Origin of the sequence: Agrobacterium sp. MCAB5 (assembly GCF_052114365.1) — a bacterium.
In the GTDB taxonomy this organism is placed as follows: domain Bacteria; phylum Pseudomonadota; class Alphaproteobacteria; order Rhizobiales; family Rhizobiaceae; genus Agrobacterium; species Agrobacterium tumefaciens.
This window is the reverse complement of record NZ_JBFREP010000006.1, coordinates 284,875-305,858: the sequence shown is the minus strand read 5'-3', so window position 1 is coordinate 305,858 and position 20,984 is coordinate 284,875. Positions and strand designations below refer to the sequence as shown.

Annotated in this window: 19 protein-coding genes; 16 read left to right on the top strand and 3 right to left on the bottom strand. The window is 59.4% G+C overall.

Annotated elements, in window-relative coordinates:
• Window positions 1–264: 264 nt before the first annotated feature.
• From AB4Z23_RS16360 to AB4Z23_RS16320, 9 genes are all read left to right on the top strand, one after another.
• Window positions 265–1,035 (top strand): galactitol 2-dehydrogenase, encoded by a 771-nt coding sequence (locus AB4Z23_RS16360; RefSeq protein WP_441360347.1) that lies wholly within the window; start codon window positions 265–267, stop codon window positions 1,033–1,035.
• A gap of 16 nt (window positions 1,036–1,051) precedes the next feature.
• Window positions 1,052–2,062: a D-altritol 5-dehydrogenase gene (locus AB4Z23_RS16355; protein ID WP_065705505.1), complete on the top strand. Its 1,011-nt coding sequence runs from the start codon at window positions 1,052–1,054 to the stop codon at window positions 2,060–2,062.
• Window positions 2,063–2,178: 116 nt separating this feature from the next.
• Window positions 2,179–3,192 (top strand): LacI family DNA-binding transcriptional regulator, encoded by a 1,014-nt coding sequence (locus AB4Z23_RS16350; protein WP_441360350.1) that lies wholly within the window; start codon window positions 2,179–2,181, stop codon window positions 3,190–3,192.
• 262 nt (window positions 3,193–3,454) lie between these two features.
• Complete coding sequence (locus AB4Z23_RS16345) at window positions 3,455–4,813, top strand: NAD(P)H-dependent oxidoreductase (RefSeq protein WP_003517962.1); 1,359 nt, start codon at window positions 3,455–3,457, stop codon at window positions 4,811–4,813.
• Window positions 4,814–4,830: 17 nt separating this feature from the next.
• Window positions 4,831–5,133: a putative quinol monooxygenase gene (locus AB4Z23_RS16340; protein WP_003517960.1), complete on the top strand. Its 303-nt coding sequence runs from the start codon at window positions 4,831–4,833 to the stop codon at window positions 5,131–5,133.
• Window positions 5,134–5,145: 12 nt separating this feature from the next.
• The gene (locus tag AB4Z23_RS16335) at window positions 5,146–6,048 is read left to right on the top strand and encodes an NAD(P)-dependent oxidoreductase (RefSeq protein WP_441360346.1); all 903 of its coding nucleotides are present in this window, start codon (window positions 5,146–5,148) and stop codon (window positions 6,046–6,048) included.
• 21 nt (window positions 6,049–6,069) lie between these two features.
• Window positions 6,070–7,065, top strand: coding sequence for a DctP family TRAP transporter solute-binding subunit (locus AB4Z23_RS16330; protein WP_060642674.1), 996 nt, complete (start codon window positions 6,070–6,072; stop codon window positions 7,063–7,065).
• 141 nt (window positions 7,066–7,206) lie between these two features.
• The gene (locus AB4Z23_RS16325) at window positions 7,207–7,758 is read left to right on the top strand and encodes a TRAP transporter small permease (protein WP_003517954.1); all 552 of its coding nucleotides are present in this window, start codon (window positions 7,207–7,209) and stop codon (window positions 7,756–7,758) included.
• A 3-nt stretch (window positions 7,759–7,761) separates the two neighbouring features.
• Complete coding sequence (locus tag AB4Z23_RS16320) at window positions 7,762–9,042, top strand: TRAP transporter large permease (protein WP_003517952.1); 1,281 nt, start codon at window positions 7,762–7,764, stop codon at window positions 9,040–9,042.
• Window positions 9,043–9,066: 24 nt separating this feature from the next.
• On the opposite strand, the gene AB4Z23_RS16315 is transcribed toward AB4Z23_RS16320, so the two are convergent.
• Both AB4Z23_RS16315 and AB4Z23_RS16310 read right to left on the bottom strand, forming a co-directional pair.
• Entirely contained in the window at window positions 9,067–9,963 is an 897-nt protein-coding gene (locus tag AB4Z23_RS16315) for a LysR substrate-binding domain-containing protein (protein ID WP_112192323.1), read from the bottom strand.
• 88 nt (window positions 9,964–10,051) lie between these two features.
• A complete protein-coding gene (locus tag AB4Z23_RS16310; protein ID WP_003517947.1) occupies window positions 10,052–11,248 on the bottom strand; it encodes an MFS transporter in 1,197 nt (398 codons plus the stop codon).
• Between the two features lie 123 nt (window positions 11,249–11,371).
• On the opposite strand from AB4Z23_RS16310, the gene AB4Z23_RS16305 reads away from it, so the two are divergent.
• The gene (locus AB4Z23_RS16305; protein ID WP_112959762.1) at window positions 11,372–12,226 is read left to right on the top strand and encodes an AraC family transcriptional regulator; all 855 of its coding nucleotides are present in this window, start codon (window positions 11,372–11,374) and stop codon (window positions 12,224–12,226) included.
• Here the strand turns inward: AB4Z23_RS16305 and AB4Z23_RS16300 are convergent.
• Complete coding sequence (locus AB4Z23_RS16300) at window positions 12,223–13,113, bottom strand: helix-turn-helix domain-containing protein (RefSeq protein WP_013761428.1); 891 nt, start codon at window positions 13,111–13,113, stop codon at window positions 12,223–12,225. The genes AB4Z23_RS16305 and AB4Z23_RS16300 overlap by 4 nt on opposite strands.
• 93 nt (window positions 13,114–13,206) lie before the next feature.
• Here AB4Z23_RS16300 and AB4Z23_RS16295 point away from each other — a divergent pair, with 93 nt between their 5' ends.
• The 6 genes from AB4Z23_RS16295 (at window position 13,207) to AB4Z23_RS16270 (ending at window position 20,975) form a co-directional block, all read left to right on the top strand.
• A complete protein-coding gene (locus AB4Z23_RS16295) occupies window positions 13,207–14,478 on the top strand; it encodes an ABC transporter substrate-binding protein (RefSeq protein WP_112286063.1) in 1,272 nt (423 codons plus the stop codon).
• A gap of 78 nt (window positions 14,479–14,556) precedes the next feature.
• Window positions 14,557–15,417 (top strand): carbohydrate ABC transporter permease, encoded by an 861-nt coding sequence (locus AB4Z23_RS16290; RefSeq protein ID WP_013761426.1) that lies wholly within the window; start codon window positions 14,557–14,559, stop codon window positions 15,415–15,417.
• Complete coding sequence (locus AB4Z23_RS16285; RefSeq protein ID WP_003517937.1) at window positions 15,414–16,250, top strand: carbohydrate ABC transporter permease; 837 nt, start codon at window positions 15,414–15,416, stop codon at window positions 16,248–16,250. The genes AB4Z23_RS16290 and AB4Z23_RS16285 overlap by 4 nt, the downstream gene beginning before the upstream one ends.
• A gap of 13 nt (window positions 16,251–16,263) precedes the next feature.
• Window positions 16,264–17,349 carry an ABC transporter ATP-binding protein gene (locus tag AB4Z23_RS16280; protein ID WP_019566480.1) on the top strand — a complete coding sequence of 362 codons (1,086 nt, stop codon included), beginning with the start codon at window positions 16,264–16,266 and terminating at the stop codon, window positions 17,347–17,349.
• Window positions 17,350–17,386: 37 nt separating this feature from the next.
• Entirely contained in the window at window positions 17,387–19,390 is a 2,004-nt protein-coding gene (locus AB4Z23_RS16275; RefSeq protein ID WP_112959760.1) for an aldo/keto reductase, read from the top strand.
• Window positions 19,391–19,742: 352 nt separating this feature from the next.
• Window positions 19,743–20,975, top strand: a complete 1,233-nt coding sequence (locus AB4Z23_RS16270) for a M24 family metallopeptidase (protein ID WP_112959759.1) — start codon at window positions 19,743–19,745, stop codon at window positions 20,973–20,975.
• The last annotated feature ends 9 nt before the right edge of the window (window positions 20,976–20,984 follow it).

Genomic DNA, 20,984 nt, shown 5'->3' with positions numbered 1-20,984 from the left:
CCTCCCGGCGTGCCGCCCGTTCGTCACTTTGGCGGCGGGCGGCATGGGTGGGGCTGGCGCACCCGCCGCCCTCATTCCTGTGCTTGTCACAGAAATCCAGTCAGCCCAAGTCCTTGGGCTGAAAAGGACTCTCTCGCCACGGAGACGCGCGTCAGCTGGATTCCTGTGACAAGCACAGGAATGAGGGGAGTGAGAAAATCGCATCTAACACAAACTCGCATGGCCGAGTTCATCCATTACCCGCCATGCATCACGGAGATCGACATGAGATTGAAGAACAAGGTCGCGCTGATTACCGGCGCCGCCCGCGGCATCGGCCTTGGTTTTGCACAGGCTTTCGCCGATGAGGGTGCAAAGGTCATCATCGCCGATATCGATATTGCCAGGGCAACCGCTTCTGCAGCCGCTATCGGCCCATCCGCCAAGGCCATCCGGCTGGACGTGACTGACCTTGGTCAGATCGATGCGGTTGTAAAGGCGGTCGATGAGGAATTCGGCGGCATCGATATTCTCGTCAACAATGCCGCGATCTTCGATATGGCGCCGATCAACGGCATTACCGAAGAGAGCTATGAGCGGGTTTTCGACATCAATCTCAAGGGGCCGCTTTTCATGATGAAGGCCGTCTCCAATGTCATGATCGCGCGCGCGCGCGGCGGCAAGATCATCAATATGGCGAGCCAGGCCGGTCGGCGGGGCGAGGCGCTCGTCACGCTTTATTGCGCTTCCAAAGCGGCGATCATTTCCGCCACGCAGTCGGCGGCGCTGGCGCTCGTCAAACACGGCATCAACGTCAATGCGATTGCGCCGGGTGTCGTGGATGGCGAGCATTGGGAAGTGGTCGATGCGCATTTCGCCAAATGGGAAGGCTTGAAGCCGGGTGAGAAGAAGACGGCGGTGGCCAAATCCGTGCCGATCGGCCGTTTCGCCACTCCTGATGACATCAAGGGCCTTGCAGTTTTCCTCGCCTCTTCCGACAGCGACTATATTCTCGCCCAGACATATAATGTCGACGGCGGCAACTGGATGAGCTGAAAAGCCGGAGATGACCATGCATGCGATTCAATTCGTCGAGAAGGGACGTGCCGTGCTTACGGACGTGCCCGTCGCCGATCTGCCACCGGGGCATGCCCTTGTCCGGGTCAAGGCTTCGGGGCTGTGCCATACCGATATCGACGTGCTGCATGCGCGTTACGGTGACGGTGCCTTTCCCGTCATTCCCGGCCATGAATATGCCGGTGAAGTCGCGGCGGTGGCGGCAGACGTCACAGGCATCAAGGTCGGCGACAGGGTTGTCGTCGATCCCAATCTGCCCTGCGGCACCTGCCCCAGTTGCAGGAAAGGGCTTACCAACCTTTGCAGCACGCTGAAGGCCTATGGCGTTTCCCACAATGGCGGTTTTGCGGAATTCAGCGTGGTGCGCGCCGACCAACTGCATGGCATAGGTTCCATGCCCTATCACGTGGCAGCACTTGCCGAACCGCTCGCCTGCGTCGTCAACGGCATGCAGAGCGCGGGTATTGGCGAGAGTGGGTCGGTGCCGGGCAATGCGCTTGTTTTTGGCGCCGGCCCCATCGGCCTGCTGCTCGCCCTGTCGCTGAAATCACGCGGCATCGCGACGGTGACGATTGCTGACATCAACGAAAGCAGGCTGGACTTCGCTGAAAGTCTTGGACTTCAGACGGCGGTTTCCGGGTCTGAGGCGCTGCTGCGGCAACAGAAGGCGTTCGATTTCGTGGCGGATGCGACCGGCATCGCAGCTGTTGCGGAAGCAATGATCCCGCTGGTCGCGGATGGCGGCACGGCGCTGTTTTTCGGTGTCTGCGCGCCGGATGCCCGTATCTCGGTTGCGCCTTTCGAAATCTTCCGGCGGCAGCTGAAGCTTGTCGGCTCACATTCGCTGAACCGCAACATACCGCAGGCGCTTGCCATTCTGGAAACGGATGGCGATGTCATGGCGCGGCTGGTGTCGCACCGGCTGCCGCTTTCGGATATGCTGCCGTTCTTTATGAAAAAGCCGTCCGATCCGGCCACGATGAAAGTGCAATTTGCAGCCGAATGATCGTTTGGCCGTTGATAACCGTATTCGACCGGCTTTTCGTGCGAAGGCCGGTCGATATAGAGTACCACATGTAATATTTCATGGGGGCAAGCACTTTGGCCAAATCTATCAGGACGATGGAAGAGTTCTCGGAATTCGTCGGCCTTTCCCGCCCGACTGTTTCGAAATACTTCAATGATCCGGCCTCGGTCCGCAAGAAGACGCGGGATGCCATCGAGGATGCGCTGAAGAAGTCGGGCTTCCGACCGAATATCTTCGCCGTCAACCTCAACCGCCGCCGCTCCAATATCATCGGCATCATCATTCCCAACTCAACCGACCCGTTCTACATGGCGCTGACGAGCCGTATCGAACTCATCGCCAACGAGGCGGGGTTCCTTGCCTTCGTGCTGTCGTCCGACGGCAAGGCGGAAATCGAGGATCGGGCCATCCGCACCTTCAAGTCGATGAATGTCGCGGGCGCCATCATCGCTCCGCTCGGCGTCAAGTCCCATCGCGCCACGCTAGAGCAGCTGGCGGCCAGCATACCGATCGTCTATGTCGATTCTCCACTCGACGAAACCTCGGCCTTCGTCGGCACCGACAACCGCCAGAGCGTCGGGCTGATGGTGGATTATCTCTGCCGTTCGGGCGAGCCGCCCTGTTTCTTCGACATGCCGCAGGTCAATACCAACGCCGCAACGCGCCGCACGGCCTATGAGGAGGCGATGCAGCGTCTTGGTTTCGAGCCGCATGTCATCGGTGTTCCCGGCACCGTAACCTGGGATTTCGAGCGTTTCGCCTTTGATGAAGCGACCCGGTTACTGGATGGGACAGGGCATTTGCCCTCCCGCACTATTTTATGCGCCAATGACCGTATCGCCTTCGGCGTCATCGCCGCCGCCTTCCAGAAGGGCATCAGGGTCGGCCATGGCACGGATTACGATCTCAGGGTAGCCGGCCATGACGATCATCCGCTTTCGCGTTATGCCTGCCCGCCGATTACTACGGTGGCGCAAAATTACAACGAGATCGGCAGGCTATCGATCGAACTTCTGCTGCAGAAGTTGAACGAGGAGGCGGATGACACGACACGGATGCGCGAGCGCATTCTCCTCAGTGCCGATCTGATGCTGCGCAAATCGGCTTGATAGTTTGTTAGAAAAATTAAAAGAAAAATCTGTTTTTCTAAATAGAACTAATATTTGAACGCTCCTACTCTGTTCCCAGGGTTGCTTTGGGAGGCGACCGCGGGAGCCGGCGCAAGTGTGTGCCGGGATCCGGGAGGAACGCAGAAACGTCATGTCTTCGGTGCCGCGAGGGTTAACCCTTCGTAGCCTCGGTATCGCATGGCCTTCGCCGGGCTGACTGGGCACTCTCGCCAGCAATTTCCCCAGCGAAGGATGTCAAAACATGAATCTCTATTCTCTTCTGTCGCAGCGCGCAGCCGGTGGCAAGCCCGTCAGGGTGGGTCTCATCGGTGCCGGCAAGTTCGGTTCCATGGTTCTGGCGCAGGCGCAGCGCATCGCCGGTTTCCACATGGTCGCCGTCGCTGATCTCAATGTCGGCAAGGCGCGGGAATCGTTTGACCGCGTCGGCTGGCCGAAGGAGCGTTATGACGCGACGAGCTGCGCCGATGCGCTGAAGAGCGGCAAGACCTATGTGACTGACGATGTGAACGAACTGTTCGCCTGCGGCGAGATTGAATGCGTGATCGAGGCGACCGGCCATCCGCTGGCTGGCGCGCGCCATGCGCTCGGAGCCATCGACCACAACAAACATGTCGTCATGGTCAATGTGGAAGCCGATGTGATGGTCGGGCCGATCCTGGCCGAAAAGGCGAGGGCCAAGGGCCTTATCTACTCCATGGCTTACGGTGACCAGCCGGCCCTGATCTGCGAATTGGTCGATTGGGCACGCGCCACCGGCTTCGAGGTCGTTTCCGCCGGCAAGGGGATGAATTTCGAGCCGCGTTACCGGTATTCGACGCCTGATACGGTCTGGAGCTACTTCGGCTGGACTGACGAGGAAGTGGCCAAGGGCGACTTCAATCCGAAAATGTACAATTCATTTACCGACGGCACCAAGGCGGCCATCGAAATGGCGGCGGTCGCAAACGGCACGGGGCTGGATTGCCCGGATGACGGTCTGGCCTTCCCGCCCGCAGGCCTGCATGATCTCGCCCGCGTCTTTCGCCCTGCTGCCGATGGCGGCCGCATGTCGCGTTCCGGTCTCGTGGATATTGCCGCAAGCCAGGAGCCGGATGGTCGCGAGGTGTTTAATAACATCCGTTACGGCGTTTTCGTCACCTTCAAGGCGCATAACGAATATGCCCGCGCCTGCTTCAAGCAATATGGACTGCTGACCGATCCTTCGGGCTGGTACGCCTCTATGTGGCGTCCGTTCCACATCATCGGTCTCGAAACTTCGATAAGCGTGCTTTCGGCCGTACTGCGCAATGAGGCCACCGGTTGCTCGAAGGAGTTCCGCGGCGATGCGGTCGCGACGGCAAAGAAGGACATGCAGCCCGGCGAAATGCTTGATGGCGAGGGCGGTTACGCGGTTTGGGCCAATGCCATCCCTGCCACCCGCAGCCTCGACATCAAGGCGCTGCCGATCGGCCTTGCCCATAATGTCAAGCTGAAGCGCGCCATCAAGAAGGATCAGATCGTCAGCTTCGATGATGTGGAACTGGTGAGCGACCTGGATGTGGTGAAGCTTCGCCAGGACATGGAAAACCAGTTCCGTCCGCAAAAAGACGCTGCGGCGTGATGGACGGAGAACGGGACATGCCGAATGGAGCTTTCGTGGTAATCGCGGAATTCCGGGTCAAGCCTGACGCGATGGATGCCTTTCTTAACGCAGCGCAAGATGATGCCACCCATTCGGTTCAGGATGAACCGGGTTGCCGGCAATTCGATGTGGTGCGGCCGGAATCCGGAAACAACGTGGTGTTCTATGAGGTCTATGACAGCCGCGAAGCTTTCGACGACCATCTGAAAACACCCCATCTCGACCGGTTTCGCGAGGCGTTTCCCGCCCTCATCGAAGAAGAGTTGCCGGTTCGTTTCCTCAACCGGCAATGGCTTTGAAGGGTGGAAAAAATGCAGGACATCCGCGAAATCGCTGTCATCGGAACGGGCATCATGGGTGTACCCATGGCGGCGCGTCTGGCGGAGGCCGGTTTTTCTGTCAAGGCCTGGAACCGCAGTGCTGAAAAAGCTGCGGTTCTGGCGGCAAAGGGCGTGCAGCCGACGGCCACGGCTGCCGAAGCTGTAGCCGAAGCCGATGTCGTGCTCTGTATGCTGAGTTCCGGGCCGGTCTGCGACGAGGTTCTGCTCGGCGCCTCGGGTGTCGTTTCCACCATGAAGCCTGGTGCATTTCTGCTGGTGATGAGTTCGATTCCGGTCGACAGCGCACGGGAACAGGCGGAGGCGGCAAAGGCTCATGGCGTCGCTTATGTCGACGCACCGGTTTCCGGCGGCGAAAAAGGGGCGACTGAGGGAACGCTCGCCATCATGGCCGGCGGTAAGCAGCGGGATGTGGACGCATTGCGGCCACTCCTCAATTGCCTCGGCCGCGTCACCCATGTCGGTGCGGTGGGCTGCGGTTCATTGGCCAAGCTGGCCAACCAGCTGATCGTCGCCTCGACGATCTGTGCCGTAGCGGAAGCTTTGACCCTGGTTGAAGCGGGGGGAGCCGACCCGGCGCAGGTGCGCCAGGCTTTGCTTGGCGGTTTTGCCGAGTCCACCGTCTTCCGCCAGCACGGCAAACGCATGGTGGAAGGCGATTTCCGCCCCGGCGGGCCGGCGAAATATCAGCTGAAGGATACGTCCACGGCGCTGGCTTTCGCCAAGAGCCGTGGCCTGACATTACCGGTCGGCGAGGAGGTTGACCGGCTGTTCCGCTCCATGGTCGAGCATGGCGCGGGCGAGCTTGATCACAGCGGTGTGATCCTTGAAGTTAAACGCATGAATGCGTTCGGAGGAACGCTCGAAACTGTTTAGAGACAACAACGGGAGGAACACATGAAAATTTCAAAACTTTACGGGCTGGCTCTTGCCGCCACCATGCTTGTTGCATCGATCGCGCAGGCGGAAACGCTCACGCTTTCGACGCCGGATTCCGATACGTCGGAAATCACGCTCGCGGCCAACAAGTTCGCCGAGATTGTTTCGAAGAAGACCGACGGCAAGCTCAAGATCAAGGTGTTTCCGAACGGCACGCTTTATGGCGGCGATCCTTCGGCGGGCGTCAAGCAGCTGGCCGGCGGTTCGCTCGACATGCTCTTGAACTCGACATCGCTTTACGCAACGTTCAATCCGAAATTCACGGCCATCGCCATTCCCTATCAGTTCCGCGATATCGACCAGTTGCGGGTCTATCTCGACAGCGATCTTGGCAAGGAGCTTTCCGGCGATCTGAGCAAGATCGGCATTCTCGGGCTCGATCTCTGGTCTCGGCCGTTGCGCCAGATCACCAACTCCAAGGCGCCGATCAAATCGCCTGCCGATCTCAAGGGCATGAAGCTGCGTGTGCCGAACAATCCGCTCTGGGTCGAATTCTTCGGCGCCATGGGTGCTGCCCCGACGCCGATGGCCTTTGCGGAAGTCTATAACGCGCTCCAGCTGAAAGTCGTCGACGGGCAGGAAAATCCGGTCAACGTGCCTGTCAGCGCCAAGCTTTATGAAGTGCAGAAATACCTGACGATCAGCAACCACATCGCTGACGCCTGGGTGCTGGGCATGAACCCGGCCCGTTTCGAAGGCCTCGACGAAGGCTTCAAAACGGCGTTGAGGGACGCGGCCACGGAAACCGAGCTGTGGAAAGCCGAGAACGATGCTGCCGATATCGACAAGTCGCTCGCAACGCTGAAGAAGAACGGCATGGAGGTCAACACGCTGACCGACGACGAGCGCAAGGCTTTCGTGGCTGTCGCGACTGGTCTTTCGGCAAAATTCTCCGCCCTCGTGAAAGATCAGGCGTTTTTCGACAAGACGCAGGCTTTCCTCAAGACGAACTGACGCCGCCAGTGAAAGGAGGGTCGGGCTTGCACCGATTAGCAACCCGGCCGCTCCCATCGTCAGCAAGGGTTGCCTTGCCGTAGCGGCAGGGTGGCATTCGTTTTACCGGATATCCGGTTTCAGCAGTGGAAGGGTATTGTCATGCGCGATACGAAACCGTCGGTGCTCGGCACCATCGTCAAGGTCATCGCTGATGTCGCCGCCGGGGCGGCCTGTTTCGGTATTCTTGTCGTCGTTCTTCTCCAGGTCATTGGCCGCCTCATCGGCAGCCCGCTCCCCTGGACCGAGGAGGCGACGCGCTTTCTCTTCATCTGGATGGTGTTCCTTGGCCTTGCCGCCGGTTTCCGCACTGTTGAAAGCGCGCGGGTCGTGGTGTTTCTGGTGCTGTTCCACCGCCTGTTCAGGCGGTTGGCGGTGCCGATCTATGTCGGTTCTTCGGTGTTCTTCTTCGGCATGATGGGCTGGACGGGCTTCACCTTGGTGCGCCAGCAGATCATGATGAACGAGACCGCCGCGACCTTGCCCATCCCCATGTGGACCATCGGCATGGTTCTGCCTGTCTCGGCCGTCATCGCCGTGCTGGCCATCATCGAATCGCTGCGCAGCAGGCGGGACCTGATCGCGCTCCCCGAGATCGGTATCCCCGCGGACGAGATCGCCCACGCCGATATCTCTATTTCAGCAGGACATTGAGCCATGTCGGTCTTTCTTCTCATCGCCTTTTTCGGTCTCAGCATGCTGGGTGTGCCGCTCGCCATCGCTTTGGCGCTCGCCAGTGTCGGCACGCTGTGGCTCTTCACCTCCATGCCCATGGACCTTCTGTCCCAGACGATGTTCTCGTCGATGAACTCTTTCCTTCTCGTCGCCGTGCCACTCTTTATTCTGGTCGGTACGGTGATGGAGCGCGGGCGTGTGGCGGAGCGCATCTTCGATTTCGCCGAGGCGATGGTCGGCTGGCTTCCCGGTGGACTTGGCCACGTCAACGTCATTTCGTCGGTCATCTTTTCCGGCGTCTCCGGCTCCTCGGTCGCCGATATCGCCTCTGTGGGCGCAATCGAAATCAAGGCCATGGAGCGACACGGATTTCCAAAGGGTTATGCCGTCGGCATGACGCTCTGCACATCCACGCTCTCCTCCATCATCCCGCCGTCGATCCTGATCGTGATTGCCGGTTCCATCGCCAATGTGTCGATCGGCACGCTGCTCATTGCGGGTCTGGTGCCTGGCCTCTTCATCGCCTTCGCTTTTCTTGTCTTTAACCACTTCTATTCGGTGCATTACGGCTACAATCCGCCGACGCCCTTCAATTTCCGTCTGGTTATCGTCACCGGCCTTCGCGCCATCCTGCCGATGCTCACGCCGCTGATCCTCATCATCGGTATCGCCAGCGGCCTGTTCACGCCGACGGAAGCCGCGGCCATCGCGGTTGTTTATGTGGCCGTATTGGGTGTGCTGGTCTACCGCACGCTGCCGGTTCGCGAATTGCCGGAAATACTGATCTCCACGGCCCGCATTTCCGGCACCATCCTGTTCATCGCCGCCACCTCGCAGCTTGCCGCCTGGGTCTTCACCTTCGACGGCCTGCCGGAACAGGTGGCCGAGCTTTTGAAGGCGATGAACCTTGGGCCGATGTCGGGCATGCTGGTGATCTTCGTTTTCCTGCTGATCATCGGCATCTTCATGGAGGCTATCCCTGCCATGTTCATCCTCATTCCGGTGCTGATGCCGCCGGTGGAGGCGCTGGGCATCGATCCGATCCACTTCCTGATCGTGACTGTCATGACGCTGACACTCGGCCTTGTGACGCCGCCGGTCGGGGTCTGCCTGTTCGCGGCAGCACAGGTGGCGAACATGAAGATCGAGGACGTCATTCGTGGTTCGCTGGCGCCAATGACGGTGCTGACACTCGCCATATTCGCACTCGTGCTTTTCCCGGTGCTGACGCTCGGGCCGATACGGTTGATGGGTCTTTATTGAGACTGAAACAGGGAGCCTGAAGCATCAGACAACGCGACGGGCACGCCACTCGTCGCGTTGTTTTCGCATCCACTCCAGAAACAGCGTCACTTTTCTCTGACGCAGGTGGGAATGCGGGCAAACGATCCATTGCGTGACGAGCTTGATGCGGGGCGCATCGGCCACGGCCGGGATCAGCATTCCGCGTTGCAGTTCCTGCTCCATCATCAACGTGCTTTCCAGCGCCACGCCGATGCCCAGAACGGCGGCGTCTATGGCCATGTGGCTGCGATCGAACAGAACGCGACGCCAGCGCTTTTCAGCCGTCACGCCGGAAAGCGGGAACCAGTGGTTCCATTGCGCCTGCGCCTTGACCGAGTGGATAAGCCGTTGGTTCTGCAAATCTTCGGGCAGGAATGTACCGGCACCGGGCATGTCCGGTGAACAGACCGGCAGGAACTCCTCCTCCACGAGTCCTTCCACAAACAGGCCCGGCCAGCGGCCATCGCCATGGCGCAGCTCTATGTCGACAAGCTCCTGCGAAAAATCGGTCGGCTCGTTGGTGCCGTCAAGGCGCACTTCCAGTTCGGGATGCTCCTCCAGAAAGGAGCCGAGACGCGGCAGCAGCCATTTGTTGGAAATGGTCGGGGTTGCCCTGATTGTCAGCGTGGTCACCGAGCGGAAGCCGCGAATACTTTCGGTGGCATCGGTGATCTGCTCGATCTGTGCAGTGATCATCGAGAAGTACCGCTCGCCCGCCTCCGTCAGCGTCACCTTGCGGCCGGTCCGCGCCATCAGCGTCGTGCCAAGCTGGCCTTCAAGCAACTGGATCTGCTGGGAAACGGCTGAAGGCGTAACGCTCAGCTCTTCCGCCGCCCGCGAAATGCTGCCCGCCCTTGCCGCAGCATGAAAGACGAGGATCGATTTTATCGGTATCTGCATGTGGCTGGTCTTCGCTCAACGAATTACGGCAGTCACCGTGATTATCACAGGTGACTGCCATGACGAAACGCTTGAGAGCGTAGGGTCTTTACCGGTGGCTCGGCAACTTTGGCAAAAGCACGGTCAACAGGCCGAGCAGCGGCAGGTAGGAGCAGATGCGATAGACGAACTCGATGCCTTCCTTATCCGCATAGATCCCGAGAACCGCGGCTCCGATGCCACCGAAGCCAAAGGCGAAACCGAAGAACATGCCGGCGATGAGACCAACGCGCCCGGGTACCAGTTCCTGCGCGAACACGACGATTGCCGAGAAGGCGGAAGAGAAGACGAAGCCGATGACGACGACGAGAACGGTCGTCCAGAACAGGTTCGCATAGGGCAGCATCAGCGCGAAGGGAATGACGCCGAGGATCGAGAACCAGATGACGACGCGCGAGCCGAAGCGGTCGCCGATCGGACCACCGAAGAAAACGCCCGCCGCAGAAGCGCCAAGGAAGAGGAACAGCAGAACCTGCGCATCCTGCACGCCCAGCCCGAACTTCTCGATGGTGTAGAAGGTGAAATAGCTGGAAAGGCTGGCGAGATAGGCGTTCTTGGTGGCGGTCAAAACCACCAGCACGGCAAGCGTCATCATCACGGTGCCGCGTGCCAGCGGAAGTGCGCGGCTGGCCGGAGCCTTGCCGACATTCGCGCGGCGGTGGCGGGTATACCAGACGCCGACCCAGGACAAGACGGCAAAGCCCATCAGCGCGATCAGTGAGAACCAGCTGAGGCTGGCTTGACCGAACGGGATGACGATGAAGGCGGCCAGCAGCGGGCCGATGGCCGTGCCTGTATTGCCACCAACCTGGAAGAAGGACTGTGCCAGACCGTGGCGACCACCAGATGCCAGACGGGCAACGCGGGACGCCTCCGGATGGAAGATCGCCGAGCCGACACCGATCAGGCAGGCGCCGATTACGAGCACCTCGAAGCTGTGAGCGAATGCGAGCGTGATGAGGCCGGCACAGGTCGAGAGCATGGCGACTGGCAGGGAGAAAGGCATGGGCCAGCGATCGGTCACCATGCCGACGACCGGCTGCAACAGCGATGCCGTGACCTGAAAGGCGAAGGTGAGCAGTCCGATCTGCATGAAGTCGAGCGCATAATTGGCCTTCAGCAGCGGATAAAGCGACGTCAGTAGCGATTGCATGATGTCGTTGAGCATGTGGCAGAAGCTGGCGGCTGCAATGATTGAAAACGCCGTGCGTTGCGGGCTGAACCCGGTGCTGGTGACGGTGGCCATGATGTATCCTCTCCAGATTCCCCGCGAGAGACGGGAAACGTGTCTTTATTTCTTCCCGCTTTTATTCATATTGTTTCTGGCCTGCTTTCGTGTTCTGGACGAGTTTCTTTGTGAATGGGCCAAATGGGAAAAATCAAATCGCTAAAACCCGCCCGTCTGGCGGATGACGACCATGAGCGCAGCCTGAAATTGATCGACGGCACCAACGAGCCGGTGCTGGCGCTTCACCGTGCCTATCCGACAGGACACCGTACCCCGGTCCACAGCCATGGCCGGGTGCAGATATGGTGCGCACGCCAGGGCGTCGTGCTGGTCAGCACCGCCGCCGGGCGCTGGATGATACCGCCCGGTCACGGGCTTATCATTCCAGCCGGGCTGAAACATGAGGCTGAGATCATCTCAACGGTGGAGATGCATTCGATCTACGTTCACCCCGATCTGTTTCAAGCCGGGGCCCCAAGGGTGGTGGAAATTACCGCCCTTGCCTCCAGCCTGATTTCGGAATTGCTGGGCGAGGAGTTGCAACCTGCCGCTTTTCACCGGCAGGGACTGGTGCGGGCGCTTCTGCTCGATGAGGTCAACCGTCTGCCGGAACGCCCGCTGGGATTACCCTTTCCCGATAACCAGCGTCTTGCCGGTCTTTGCCGCGAGTTCCTGAAAAAGCCTGTGGCCAGAGTGGAAATCGATGACTGGGCCGCCGCCATGGGCATGAGCCGGCGCTCCTTTACGCGGTTATTTCGTAAAGAGTTGGGGGTGAGTTTTGTCACCTGGCGCCAGCAGGCCTGCATTTTTGCGTCTTTGCCGAGGCTTGCCGCGGGCGAGGCGGTGACCAATGTGGCGCTGGATGCCGGTTATGAAAATATTCCGGCTTTCACCACCATGTTCCGGCGAATGCTCGGCAATTCGCCCCGCGCCTATCGCAAGGCGGCAGGCCAGCGCAGTGCCGGCTACTCCGATTTTGAAGAGGCGGAAAATTAAGCCGCCGTCGCGCGCATATCGCGGCGGAAATCGGAAGGCGACATGCCGGCGATCTGACGAAACGCCTTGTTGAAGGCGCTGACGGAGCCGAAGCCGCTTTCCATGGCAATCTGCAGAATATTGTCCTTGCCGTTCATCAGCATCGCCTGGGCGCGGGAAAGCCTGAGCAAGGTCAGGTATTTGATCAGCGTCATGCCGGTGGATTTGCGAAACAGGTTCATCGCATATTTCGGATGAAGCGAGGCGGCGCGGGCAATTTCGGTCGCGTCGATGTCGTCTAGAAAATTGGCGGCAATGAAATCGCACATGCGTACCACGCCGATTGAGGGCGCCATGCTCTCGTCGTTCTCTTCCCGTTTGCCGCTGACGGCGGAGGATATGACGGTATAGGGCTCGAGGAACATGCGCTCCACCCGCAGCAGCAATTCCTCCACCGCGTGCTGCGCCTTGGCCGGATCACCCGACGTGACGTAACGGAACCAGCGGCCGAAATTTTCCTCGTCGGCCCGGTCCGTCTGCGCACTCACCATCGTTGCGCCGCCCATCAGCAGGCTGGAAACCGCAGCCGGCAGGCGCATGCGGAAAAAATGGACGAGCGGCAGATGCGCGCCCGCATAAATCGAATCATCGGAGGAACGGTCCATCTGGTGCGGCTGGCCGCCCCAGAAAATGCACATCTGGCCGGCATCGAGCGAAAGGTCGTGGTCGCCCATCCGGTAATGTACGGATCCCGACATCACATAGTTCACCTCCACCTGCGCATGCCAGTGCGGCCTGAGCATGATGGGCGGGTGGTTGTAAAAAAGCTGGAGCGTGGTCGGCATGCCTTCGATGCTGCTTGCACCCGGCTGGTAGAAGGCTCTTTCGGCAATCTTACTTTCCGCCAAATCGATGTTCCCTTTGTACGAGACAGATTTCCTGCCGCCGGTAATGTGCCCATGTTCGCTAAAGAACGGCAATTGAAAAAAGGGAGGTTTTCAATGTGCTTTAAATTTCTTGGCGCGTCGACGGCTCTGGTGCTCCTTGCAGCACCGGTAATGGCGCAATCCGAGACCGTAACCATCTGGAGCTGGAATGTCGCCGCATCGGCGCTTAAATCCACTGTCGAAGGGTTCAACAAGCAAAATCCTGACATCAAGATTGTTGTTGAAGACCTTGGAAACGATCAGGTTTTCGACAAGACGCTGGCGGCTTGCGCAGCGGGTGGCGACGGCCTCCCGGATATTGTAACGGTCGAAAATTTCGAGGCGGAACTGTTCTGGAGCCGGTTCCCGGATTGTTTCACGGATTTGACTGCACTTGGCTATACGCCTGAAAAACAGGCGCTTTTTCCTGACTTTAAGCGCACGGAACTGGAGGTCGATGGCGTAGCTTATGCGGTGCCTTGGGATTCGGGTCCGGTGGCCGTTTTTTACCGGCGCGATTTCTACGAAAAGGCTGCTGTCGATCCGGCCACCATCAAAAGCTGGGATGATTTCATCGCGGCTGGCAAGAAGGTCATGGCCGCCAATCCCGGCACCGTGATGGCGCAGGCCGATTTCAACGGCGACAGCGAGTGGTTCCGCATGATCGCCAACGAGCAGGGATGCGGTTACTTTTCGACCGACGGCCAGAACATCACCATCAACAAACCTGCCTGTGTCGCGACGCTTGAAAAGATCAAGCAGATGAGGGATGCCGGCATCATCACGGCTGCGATCTGGGATGAGAAGATTCAGGCCAATACTGCCGGTAAGGCCGCGAGCCAGATGTATGGCGCCTGGTATGAAGGCACGGTTCGCTCCGGCTCTCCCGGTCTTTCGGGCAAGTGGGGTGTCTATATGATGCCGAGCCTTACGCCTGACGGTCCGCATGCAGCCAATCTCGGTGGCTCTTCGCTGGCGATAAGTTCGGCGTCCAAGCACAAGGAAGCCGCCTGGAAGTACATCGACTACGCGCTGACCACCAATGAGGGGCAGGTGACGATGCTGAAGTCCTTCGGCCTCGTTCCCTCGCTTCTCTCCGCCATCGATGATCCTTTCGTCAAGGAAAAGCAGCCCTATTGGGGTGGGCAGGCGGTCTGGACCGATATTCTGGCGACCCTGCCGAAAATCGTGCCCAGCCGTGGCACCGCGTTCCAGTCGGATGCAGATGCGATCTACAAGGCGACGCAGACCAAATATTTCGCGGGTGGTTATACCGATGCGAAAGCAGCTCTCGACGATGCCGCAAAGCAGATCGAAACGGCCACGGGGCTGCCGGTCGCGGAATGAAGCTCTCGGATGGAAGGCCTTGCGGTTTAGCAGGACCGGCCTCTCCAAGCTTTCCAACCATCGCATCTGGAGGTCGTCATGCCGTCAAGGAACAGGATCGCTTATGCGTTCCTTGCGCCCTATCTTCTGATTTTCGCGACGTTCTGGGTCTGGCCGATCGTTAGCTCGTTCATGCTGTCGTTTCAGAACACCCGCATCAATCCCTGGCGGTTTGCGCCCTCCATGAACTGGGGGAGGCTGGTCTCCGATCCGGCGTTTTATAACGCGCTCTACAATACGCTGATCATTCTGGTCATTCAGGTGCCTGTCATGATCGCGCTTGCGACCGTCATGGCGGTACTTCTGAACTCGCCACTGTTGAAGGTACGCCCGCTTTACCGTTTTGCCTTCTTCGCACCCGTCGTCGTCGGAGAAGTCGCTTATGCGGCAGTCTTCCGGCTGATGTTCAGTGCCGATTTCGGTATCATCAACAAGCTCATCACTTCCGTTGGCCTTTCGCCCATCTCGTGGTTCGACAATGCCAATGCGGCCATGGCGTTGGTCATCATCGCCGTCACATGGCGCTGGGCGGGGTATAACGCCATCATCATTCTGGCCGGCCTGCAATCCATCCCCGGCGATGTCTATGAGGCGGCGACACTGGACAAGGTGAACAAGCGGCAGCAGTTCTTCCACATCACACTGCCGCTGTTGAAACCCATCATCCTTTTCTGCGTGGTCCTGTCCGTCATCGGCACCATGCAGCTTTTTGCCGAGCCTTTCCTCATCACCAACAGGGGTGGGCCGGGCGGCGGTACGGAAACGCTGGGGTTGTTCCTTTACCGGCAGGGCTTCACTTCGCTCAATTTCGGCTACGCCTCGGCCATCGCCTACACCATGGCGGCGCTCGCCATCGCCATTTCGCTTCTTAATCTCTGGGTCGGGAGGGAGCCGAAATGAGATCGAAATCCAGATCGCTTCTCTGGCAGAAGATCGCGCTGCATGCGACGCTGACGCCGCTTGCCCTCATCTGGCTATTTCCGCTGTGGATGATGTTCGTGTTCTCGACAATGCCTGATTTTGGCATTTTCAGCCCCGACATCGTGCTCGTCCCGTCCACCAATTTCATCGAGAACTTCAAAAACCTTCAGGCGGATACCAACTTCCTGCGGGCGATGTTCATATCGATCACCGTTGCGGTCATCTATACGGTCCTCTCGGTGTTTCTGACCTCCATGGCGGGCTGGGCGCTGGCGCGCTATCGTTTTGCCGGACGCTCGGTGGTGATCGCCATCATTCTCGGCACCATCACCTTGCCTTTTGCAGTTGTCGTCATTCCCCAGTTCATCATGGTGGCGCGCGAATTCAAGCTCGCCAACACCTGGGTGGCACTCATCGTGCCGCCACTGTTTAACTCGCTCGGCGTGCTGTTCATGCGGCAATCCTTTTCCATGATGCCAACGGAGCTTTTCGATGCGGCAAGGGTCGAGGGCGTCAAGGAATGGCAGATATTCCTGCGCATTGCCCTGCCATTGGCGCGCCCCACCATGGCGGCGCTGTCGATCATCCTCTTCCTCGCTTCCTGGAACAATTATCTCTGGCCGCTGCTGATCAACTCCCGCCCGGAAATGATGACCGCACCCGTGGCACTTGGCACCCTCATCGGGCTCACCAAAGTGTCTTGGGGCGGCATCATGGCCGGTGCAGTTCTGCTCACCGCACCCATTCTCATCGTTTTCGTGGCTTTGCAGCGCCACTTCATCGCCGGCATTTCCGCCGGGGCAGTCAAGTAAGGGGAGAGACCGCATGGCGGAACTTTCGCTCAAGAATGTCGTCAAGCGCTACGGTGCGCTGAAAGTCATCCATGGTGCAGATCTCGATATTGCCGATGGCGAGTTCGTGGTCTTCGTCGGCCCGTCCGGCTGTGGCAAATCAACGCTTCTGCGTATGATCGCGGGGCTGGAGGATATATCGGACGGCGATATCAGTATCGGCGGCAGAACGGTCAACGATGCCGATCCGGCCGATCGCGGCATCGCCATGGTGTTTCAATCCTATGCGCTTTATCCGCACATGACGGTTGCCGAAAACCTGTCCTTCGGCCTGAGGATGAACGGTAATCCCAGGGCCGACACGGAAAAGCGTGTCAGCCGCGCCGCCGAAATCCTGCAGATCAACGAGTTGATGGAACGCCGGCCAAAGCAGCTTTCCGGCGGGCAGCGGCAGCGTGTCGCCATCGGCCGCGCCATCGTGCGCGAACCGCAGGTCTTTCTGTTCGACGAGCCCTTGTCGAACCTCGATGCGGAACTTCGGGTGCAGATGAGGGTGGAAATCTCGCGGCTGCACAAGCAGCTTGGCACCACGATGATCTATGTCACCCACGACCAGACCGAGGCGATGACGCTGGCCGACAAGATCGTGGTTTTGAGGGCGGGCAATATCGAACAGGTCGGTGCCCCGCTCGATCTTTATGACGACCCTGCCAACCGTTTCGTTGCCGGTTTCGTCGGTTCGCCGAAGATGAATTTTCTGGAGGCGACCGTCATCGGTACAGGTGGACAAAGCGTTACGCTGTCGCTCGACAGCGATCCTGCCGTGCGGCTGACCCTGCCGATCAAGGACCGGCTCGATGAGGGAAGCAAGGTCTCGCTCGGTATCCGGCCCGAACATTTTGCCGATGTCGGGCAGGGCGATGCCGATCTCACCGTTCACGTCGATGTCGCCGAGCACCTCGGCAATACCAGCTATGTCTATGCCCGTACGGAAGGCGGTGAGCAACTTGTCATCGAGCGGCCGGAATCGCGAGACGTCGCCAATCGTGACCGGCTGACGGTCGGTCTTTCCGCCCGCAAGGCATTTCTTTTCGACAGTCAGGGCAATCGCCTGCGCTGAACCCTTTCCCAAGCACGCAAGTCAAGACGAGGATTTCATGACGACCGACCAACCGATCCGCTGGGGCATTATCGGCCCGGGCACCATCGCCAAGACCTTTGCGGACGGCATTGCCCATTCCCGCACGGGTAAGCTCGAGGCTATCGCCACCCGCAATCCGGACAAGCCCGGCCTTGCTGACGCCTTTCCCGGCGCGCGCATCATCCATGGTTACGATGCGCTGCTTTCCGATCCCCATATCGACGCCGTCTATATCGCCACGCCCCATACCGGCCATGCGGAATGGGCGATCAAGGCGATCCGTGCGGGCAAAAACGTGCTGGTGGAAAAGCCCATCGCGCTTTCCGCCTATGACGCCGATGCCATTTTCCACGAAGCGAAAAAGGCTGATGTCTTTGCGGGCGAGGCCTATATGTACCGCCTGCATCCGCAGACGGCAAAACTGGTGGAGTTGATCACGAACCGTGCCGTTGGCGATATCCGCATCATCCGCTCCAGTTTCGGTTTCAACATGGGGTCTTTCCGTGCCGATCATCGTCTGTTTTCCAATGAGACGGCAGGCGGCGGCATTCTCGATGTCGGCGGTTATCCCGTATCCATGGTGCGGCTGATTGCCGGTGCAGTCGATGAAAAACCCTTTGCTGAACCCGAAAAGATTGTAGGTGCGGCCCATCTCGGCCAGTCGGGCGTCGATGAATGGGCTTCGGCCGTTCTGAAATTTTCGAACGGTATCGTTGCCGAAGTCTCCTGCTCGATCATGGCAGGCCAGGACAATGTGCTGCGCATCATCGGTTCGGAAGGCCGTATCGAAGTCAAGGATTTCTGGTTCGCCGCCGGCCACAAGGGTGGCACCGGCCGGATCGATATTTTCAGGGGCGACAAGGTCGAAACCATCGAATTGCCGGAAGACCGTTGGCTCTATTCCTTCGAAGTCGATGCGGCAGGTGAGGCGATAAGGCAGGGCAAGCAGGAATTCGGCGCGCCCGGCATGGGCTGGGCCGACAGCCTCGGCAATCTACGTGTCATGGACCAGTGGCGTGCCGCCGTTGGCCTGGAATACAGCGTCGAAAAAGCAACCTCTCGCATCACGAATATTGCCGGTGGCAAGGTCGTGGCAGGCAATGCGGTTCCGAAGCGGCAGATACCCGGCCTCACCAAACCCGCTTCGGTGGTTGCGCTCGGTTTCGAGTTCTTCCCCAATTTCGCCTCCGCGTCCCTGACGCTCGATGCTTTTTATGAGGCGGGCGGCAATCTGTTCGATACGGCTTATGTCTATGGCGGCGGCAAGACGGAAGCAATATTCGGTGACTGGCACACCAGCCGCAACGTGCCGCGCGAAGAAATCGTGTTGATCGGCAAAGGCGCGCATTCGCCCCTCTGCTATCCGGACATGATCGCCAAGCAGCTCAACCAGTCGCTGGAGCGTCTGAAGACGGATTATGTCGATGTCTATTTCATGCATCGTGACAATCCCGACGTGCCGGTCGGCGAATTTGTCGATGCGATGGATGCCGAAGTCCGGCGTGGTCGCATTCGGGGCATTTTTGGCGGATCGAACTGGACGCGCGAGCGTATGGACGAGGCCACCGCCTATGCGCAAGAGAACGGCAAACAGGCGCCGGGCGCACTTTCCAACAATTTCTCGCTTGCCGAAATGCTCGATCCCATCTGGGCGGGGTGTGTGGCGGCATCGGACGATGAGTGGAAGGCATGGCTCCAATCGCGCCAGATCCCGAATTTCGCCTGGTCGAGCCAGGGGCGCGGCTTCTTCACCGACCGGGCGGGGCGGGACAAGCGAGATGACGAGGAAATCGTCCGCGTCTGGTATTCCGACCGCAACTTCGACCGCCGCGACCGGGCGATCGAGCTTGCCCGGAAACTCGGCCGCCATCCGATCCACATCGCGCTCGCTTATGTCATCGCCCAGCCTTTCCCGGTCATTCCGCTGATCGGGCCGCGCACCATTGCCGAACTGGAGGACAGCCTTTCTGCGCTGGATATCAAATTGACGGCTGAGCAGGTTAAGTGGCTGGAGGCGTGACGCGACACGAGGCGGCGGGTTTTCCGCGGTCTCCGGATGGATGATAAAGTCGGCTACCTCTCCTGCGTCATGCCGGGCTTGACCCGGCATCCGGCTACGGTGTGTCAGCGCCGTGGCCGGAGCCTTTTGCAATCAAGGGATTGACCGTGCTGGACCCCGGACCTCGTCAGGGTGACGGAATGCGGATGCTGTGGTGGTGCTAAAGCACTGTTCTATAGGAGGACTATCCCCAACCTCCTACCTTATCTTGTTTTCCTGCTTCTTTCTCTCAGCAGCCGCTGATAAATCGGAATCTTGATATAATTGCGCCCGCCTGAAAACACGGCGGGTGAAACAATCTACCGGGGTTCTTATGGGCGATATCGATCGAGGCCGTGCGCAGCAGTTGATGGGTGAGGCGGGCATGGATGCGCTGGTGCTTTTCCAGCCCGAAGCCTTCCGTTATGCGGTTGGAGCACATGCCGGTGTTGCGACGATGTGGGGCAGGGCGGGGTCGGCGATTGCGCTTGTGCCAGCCGATGCTGCGTCCGGGCTTGCCGCCGTCGTCAGCGATCACGCCGCACCTCTTGTCGAGAAGGCCGCGCCTGATGTCGATCTGCGCCGGCATCGCATCTGGATCGATATGGTCGATATGTCGGGTGTCGAAAACGTCTCGCAGGTAGACGGTGCCTATCGCCGAAACAATTCCGGCGGACAGAGGCCGGAGACATTCGATCGCGCCGCCTGCTTTGTTTTGCTAGCCGACCTTCTGCAGGAACGCGGGCTGTCTGCGGCGCGCATCGGTGCCGATCTCGAATTCATGCCGGCCGCCGATTTTTCGGCTCTTCGTGAGGCGACGCCCGCTGTGACCTGGGTTGATGGTTCGACAGTGCTGAAACGTCTGCGTGCGGTGAAATCCGTGCGCGAGATTGAACTTCTCAGGCGGGCCGCAGCGGCCGCTGAGGCCGGGCTGGTCGAGATGGCGGCGGCCGTGCGGCCGGGCGTGGCGCTCAGCCAGCTTTCCAATGCGTGGAAAGCCGGCGCTCAGTCGCATGCCCTGAAGTCGGGTTTTTCGCTGAGCGGTCATTGGGACTATATATCGGTTGGTCCGGTCCTGTCGGATATGACGGCGGTCGTCGCGCCCGGTGCCCTGATCAAGGCCGATGTTGGCACGCTGGTCGATGGTTATTCGTCGGATGGCGCGCGGACGTTTTCATGGGGGCCGGTCTCTCCGCTCGCGGCCAATATTTTCAAGGCGCTGGAGGCAGCTTTTGCCAGCGGGCTGGAAGCGATTCGTCCCGGCAATACATTCGGTGCGGTGCACGCCGCCATGCTGGCTTCGATGCGCAAAGACGGATTCAGCGAATATTATCGCGGTCACTTCGGCCATTCCGTCGGCGGCGGCGTGGGCATCGAGGAATGGCCATTCTTTTCCCATGACAATGAGGAGGTCATTCTTCCGGGCACGGTCGTGGCACTTGAAGCGCCGTTTTACGGCGAAGGTCTGGGCGCGCTAATGATCGAGGACCAGTTCCTCGTTACTACAGCAGGGGCAGAGTGCGTGAACAGCCTGCCACGCACCCTTCGGGATTTGTCCCGGGCCTGAGGCCGGCCA

Bases quoted from the DNA above. Each gene is read 5' to 3' on its own strand.
- AB4Z23_RS16360 (WP_441360347.1), top strand. From the start codon at position 265: ATGAGATTGAAGAACAAGGTCGCGCTGATTACCGGCGCCGCCCGCGGC.
- AB4Z23_RS16355 (WP_065705505.1), top strand. From the start codon at position 1,052: ATGCATGCGATTCAATTCGTCGAGAAGGGACGTGCCGTGCTTACGGAC.
- AB4Z23_RS16350 (WP_441360350.1), top strand. From the start codon at position 2,179: ATGGAAGAGTTCTCGGAATTCGTCGGCCTTTCCCGCCCGACTGTTTCG.
- AB4Z23_RS16345 (WP_003517962.1), top strand. From the start codon at position 3,455: ATGAATCTCTATTCTCTTCTGTCGCAGCGCGCAGCCGGTGGCAAGCCC.
- AB4Z23_RS16340 (WP_003517960.1), top strand. From the start codon at position 4,831: ATGCCGAATGGAGCTTTCGTGGTAATCGCGGAATTCCGGGTCAAGCCT.
- AB4Z23_RS16335 (WP_441360346.1), top strand. From the start codon at position 5,146: ATGCAGGACATCCGCGAAATCGCTGTCATCGGAACGGGCATCATGGGT.
- AB4Z23_RS16330 (WP_060642674.1), top strand. From the start codon at position 6,070: ATGAAAATTTCAAAACTTTACGGGCTGGCTCTTGCCGCCACCATGCTT.
- AB4Z23_RS16325 (WP_003517954.1), top strand. From the start codon at position 7,207: ATGCGCGATACGAAACCGTCGGTGCTCGGCACCATCGTCAAGGTCATC.
- AB4Z23_RS16320 (WP_003517952.1), top strand. From the start codon at position 7,762: ATGTCGGTCTTTCTTCTCATCGCCTTTTTCGGTCTCAGCATGCTGGGT.
- AB4Z23_RS16315 (WP_112192323.1), bottom strand. From the start codon at position 9,963: ATGCAGATACCGATAAAATCGATCCTCGTCTTTCATGCTGCGGCAAGG.
- AB4Z23_RS16310 (WP_003517947.1), bottom strand. From the start codon at position 11,248: ATGGCCACCGTCACCAGCACCGGGTTCAGCCCGCAACGCACGGCGTTT.
- AB4Z23_RS16305 (WP_112959762.1), top strand. From the start codon at position 11,372: ATGGGAAAAATCAAATCGCTAAAACCCGCCCGTCTGGCGGATGACGAC.
- AB4Z23_RS16295 (WP_112286063.1), top strand. From the start codon at position 13,207: ATGTGCTTTAAATTTCTTGGCGCGTCGACGGCTCTGGTGCTCCTTGCA.
- AB4Z23_RS16290 (WP_013761426.1), top strand. From the start codon at position 14,557: ATGCCGTCAAGGAACAGGATCGCTTATGCGTTCCTTGCGCCCTATCTT.
- AB4Z23_RS16285 (WP_003517937.1), top strand. From the start codon at position 15,414: ATGAGATCGAAATCCAGATCGCTTCTCTGGCAGAAGATCGCGCTGCAT.
- AB4Z23_RS16280 (WP_019566480.1), top strand. From the start codon at position 16,264: ATGGCGGAACTTTCGCTCAAGAATGTCGTCAAGCGCTACGGTGCGCTG.
- AB4Z23_RS16275 (WP_112959760.1), top strand. From the start codon at position 17,387: ATGACGACCGACCAACCGATCCGCTGGGGCATTATCGGCCCGGGCACC.
- AB4Z23_RS16270 (WP_112959759.1), top strand. From the start codon at position 19,743: ATGGGCGATATCGATCGAGGCCGTGCGCAGCAGTTGATGGGTGAGGCG.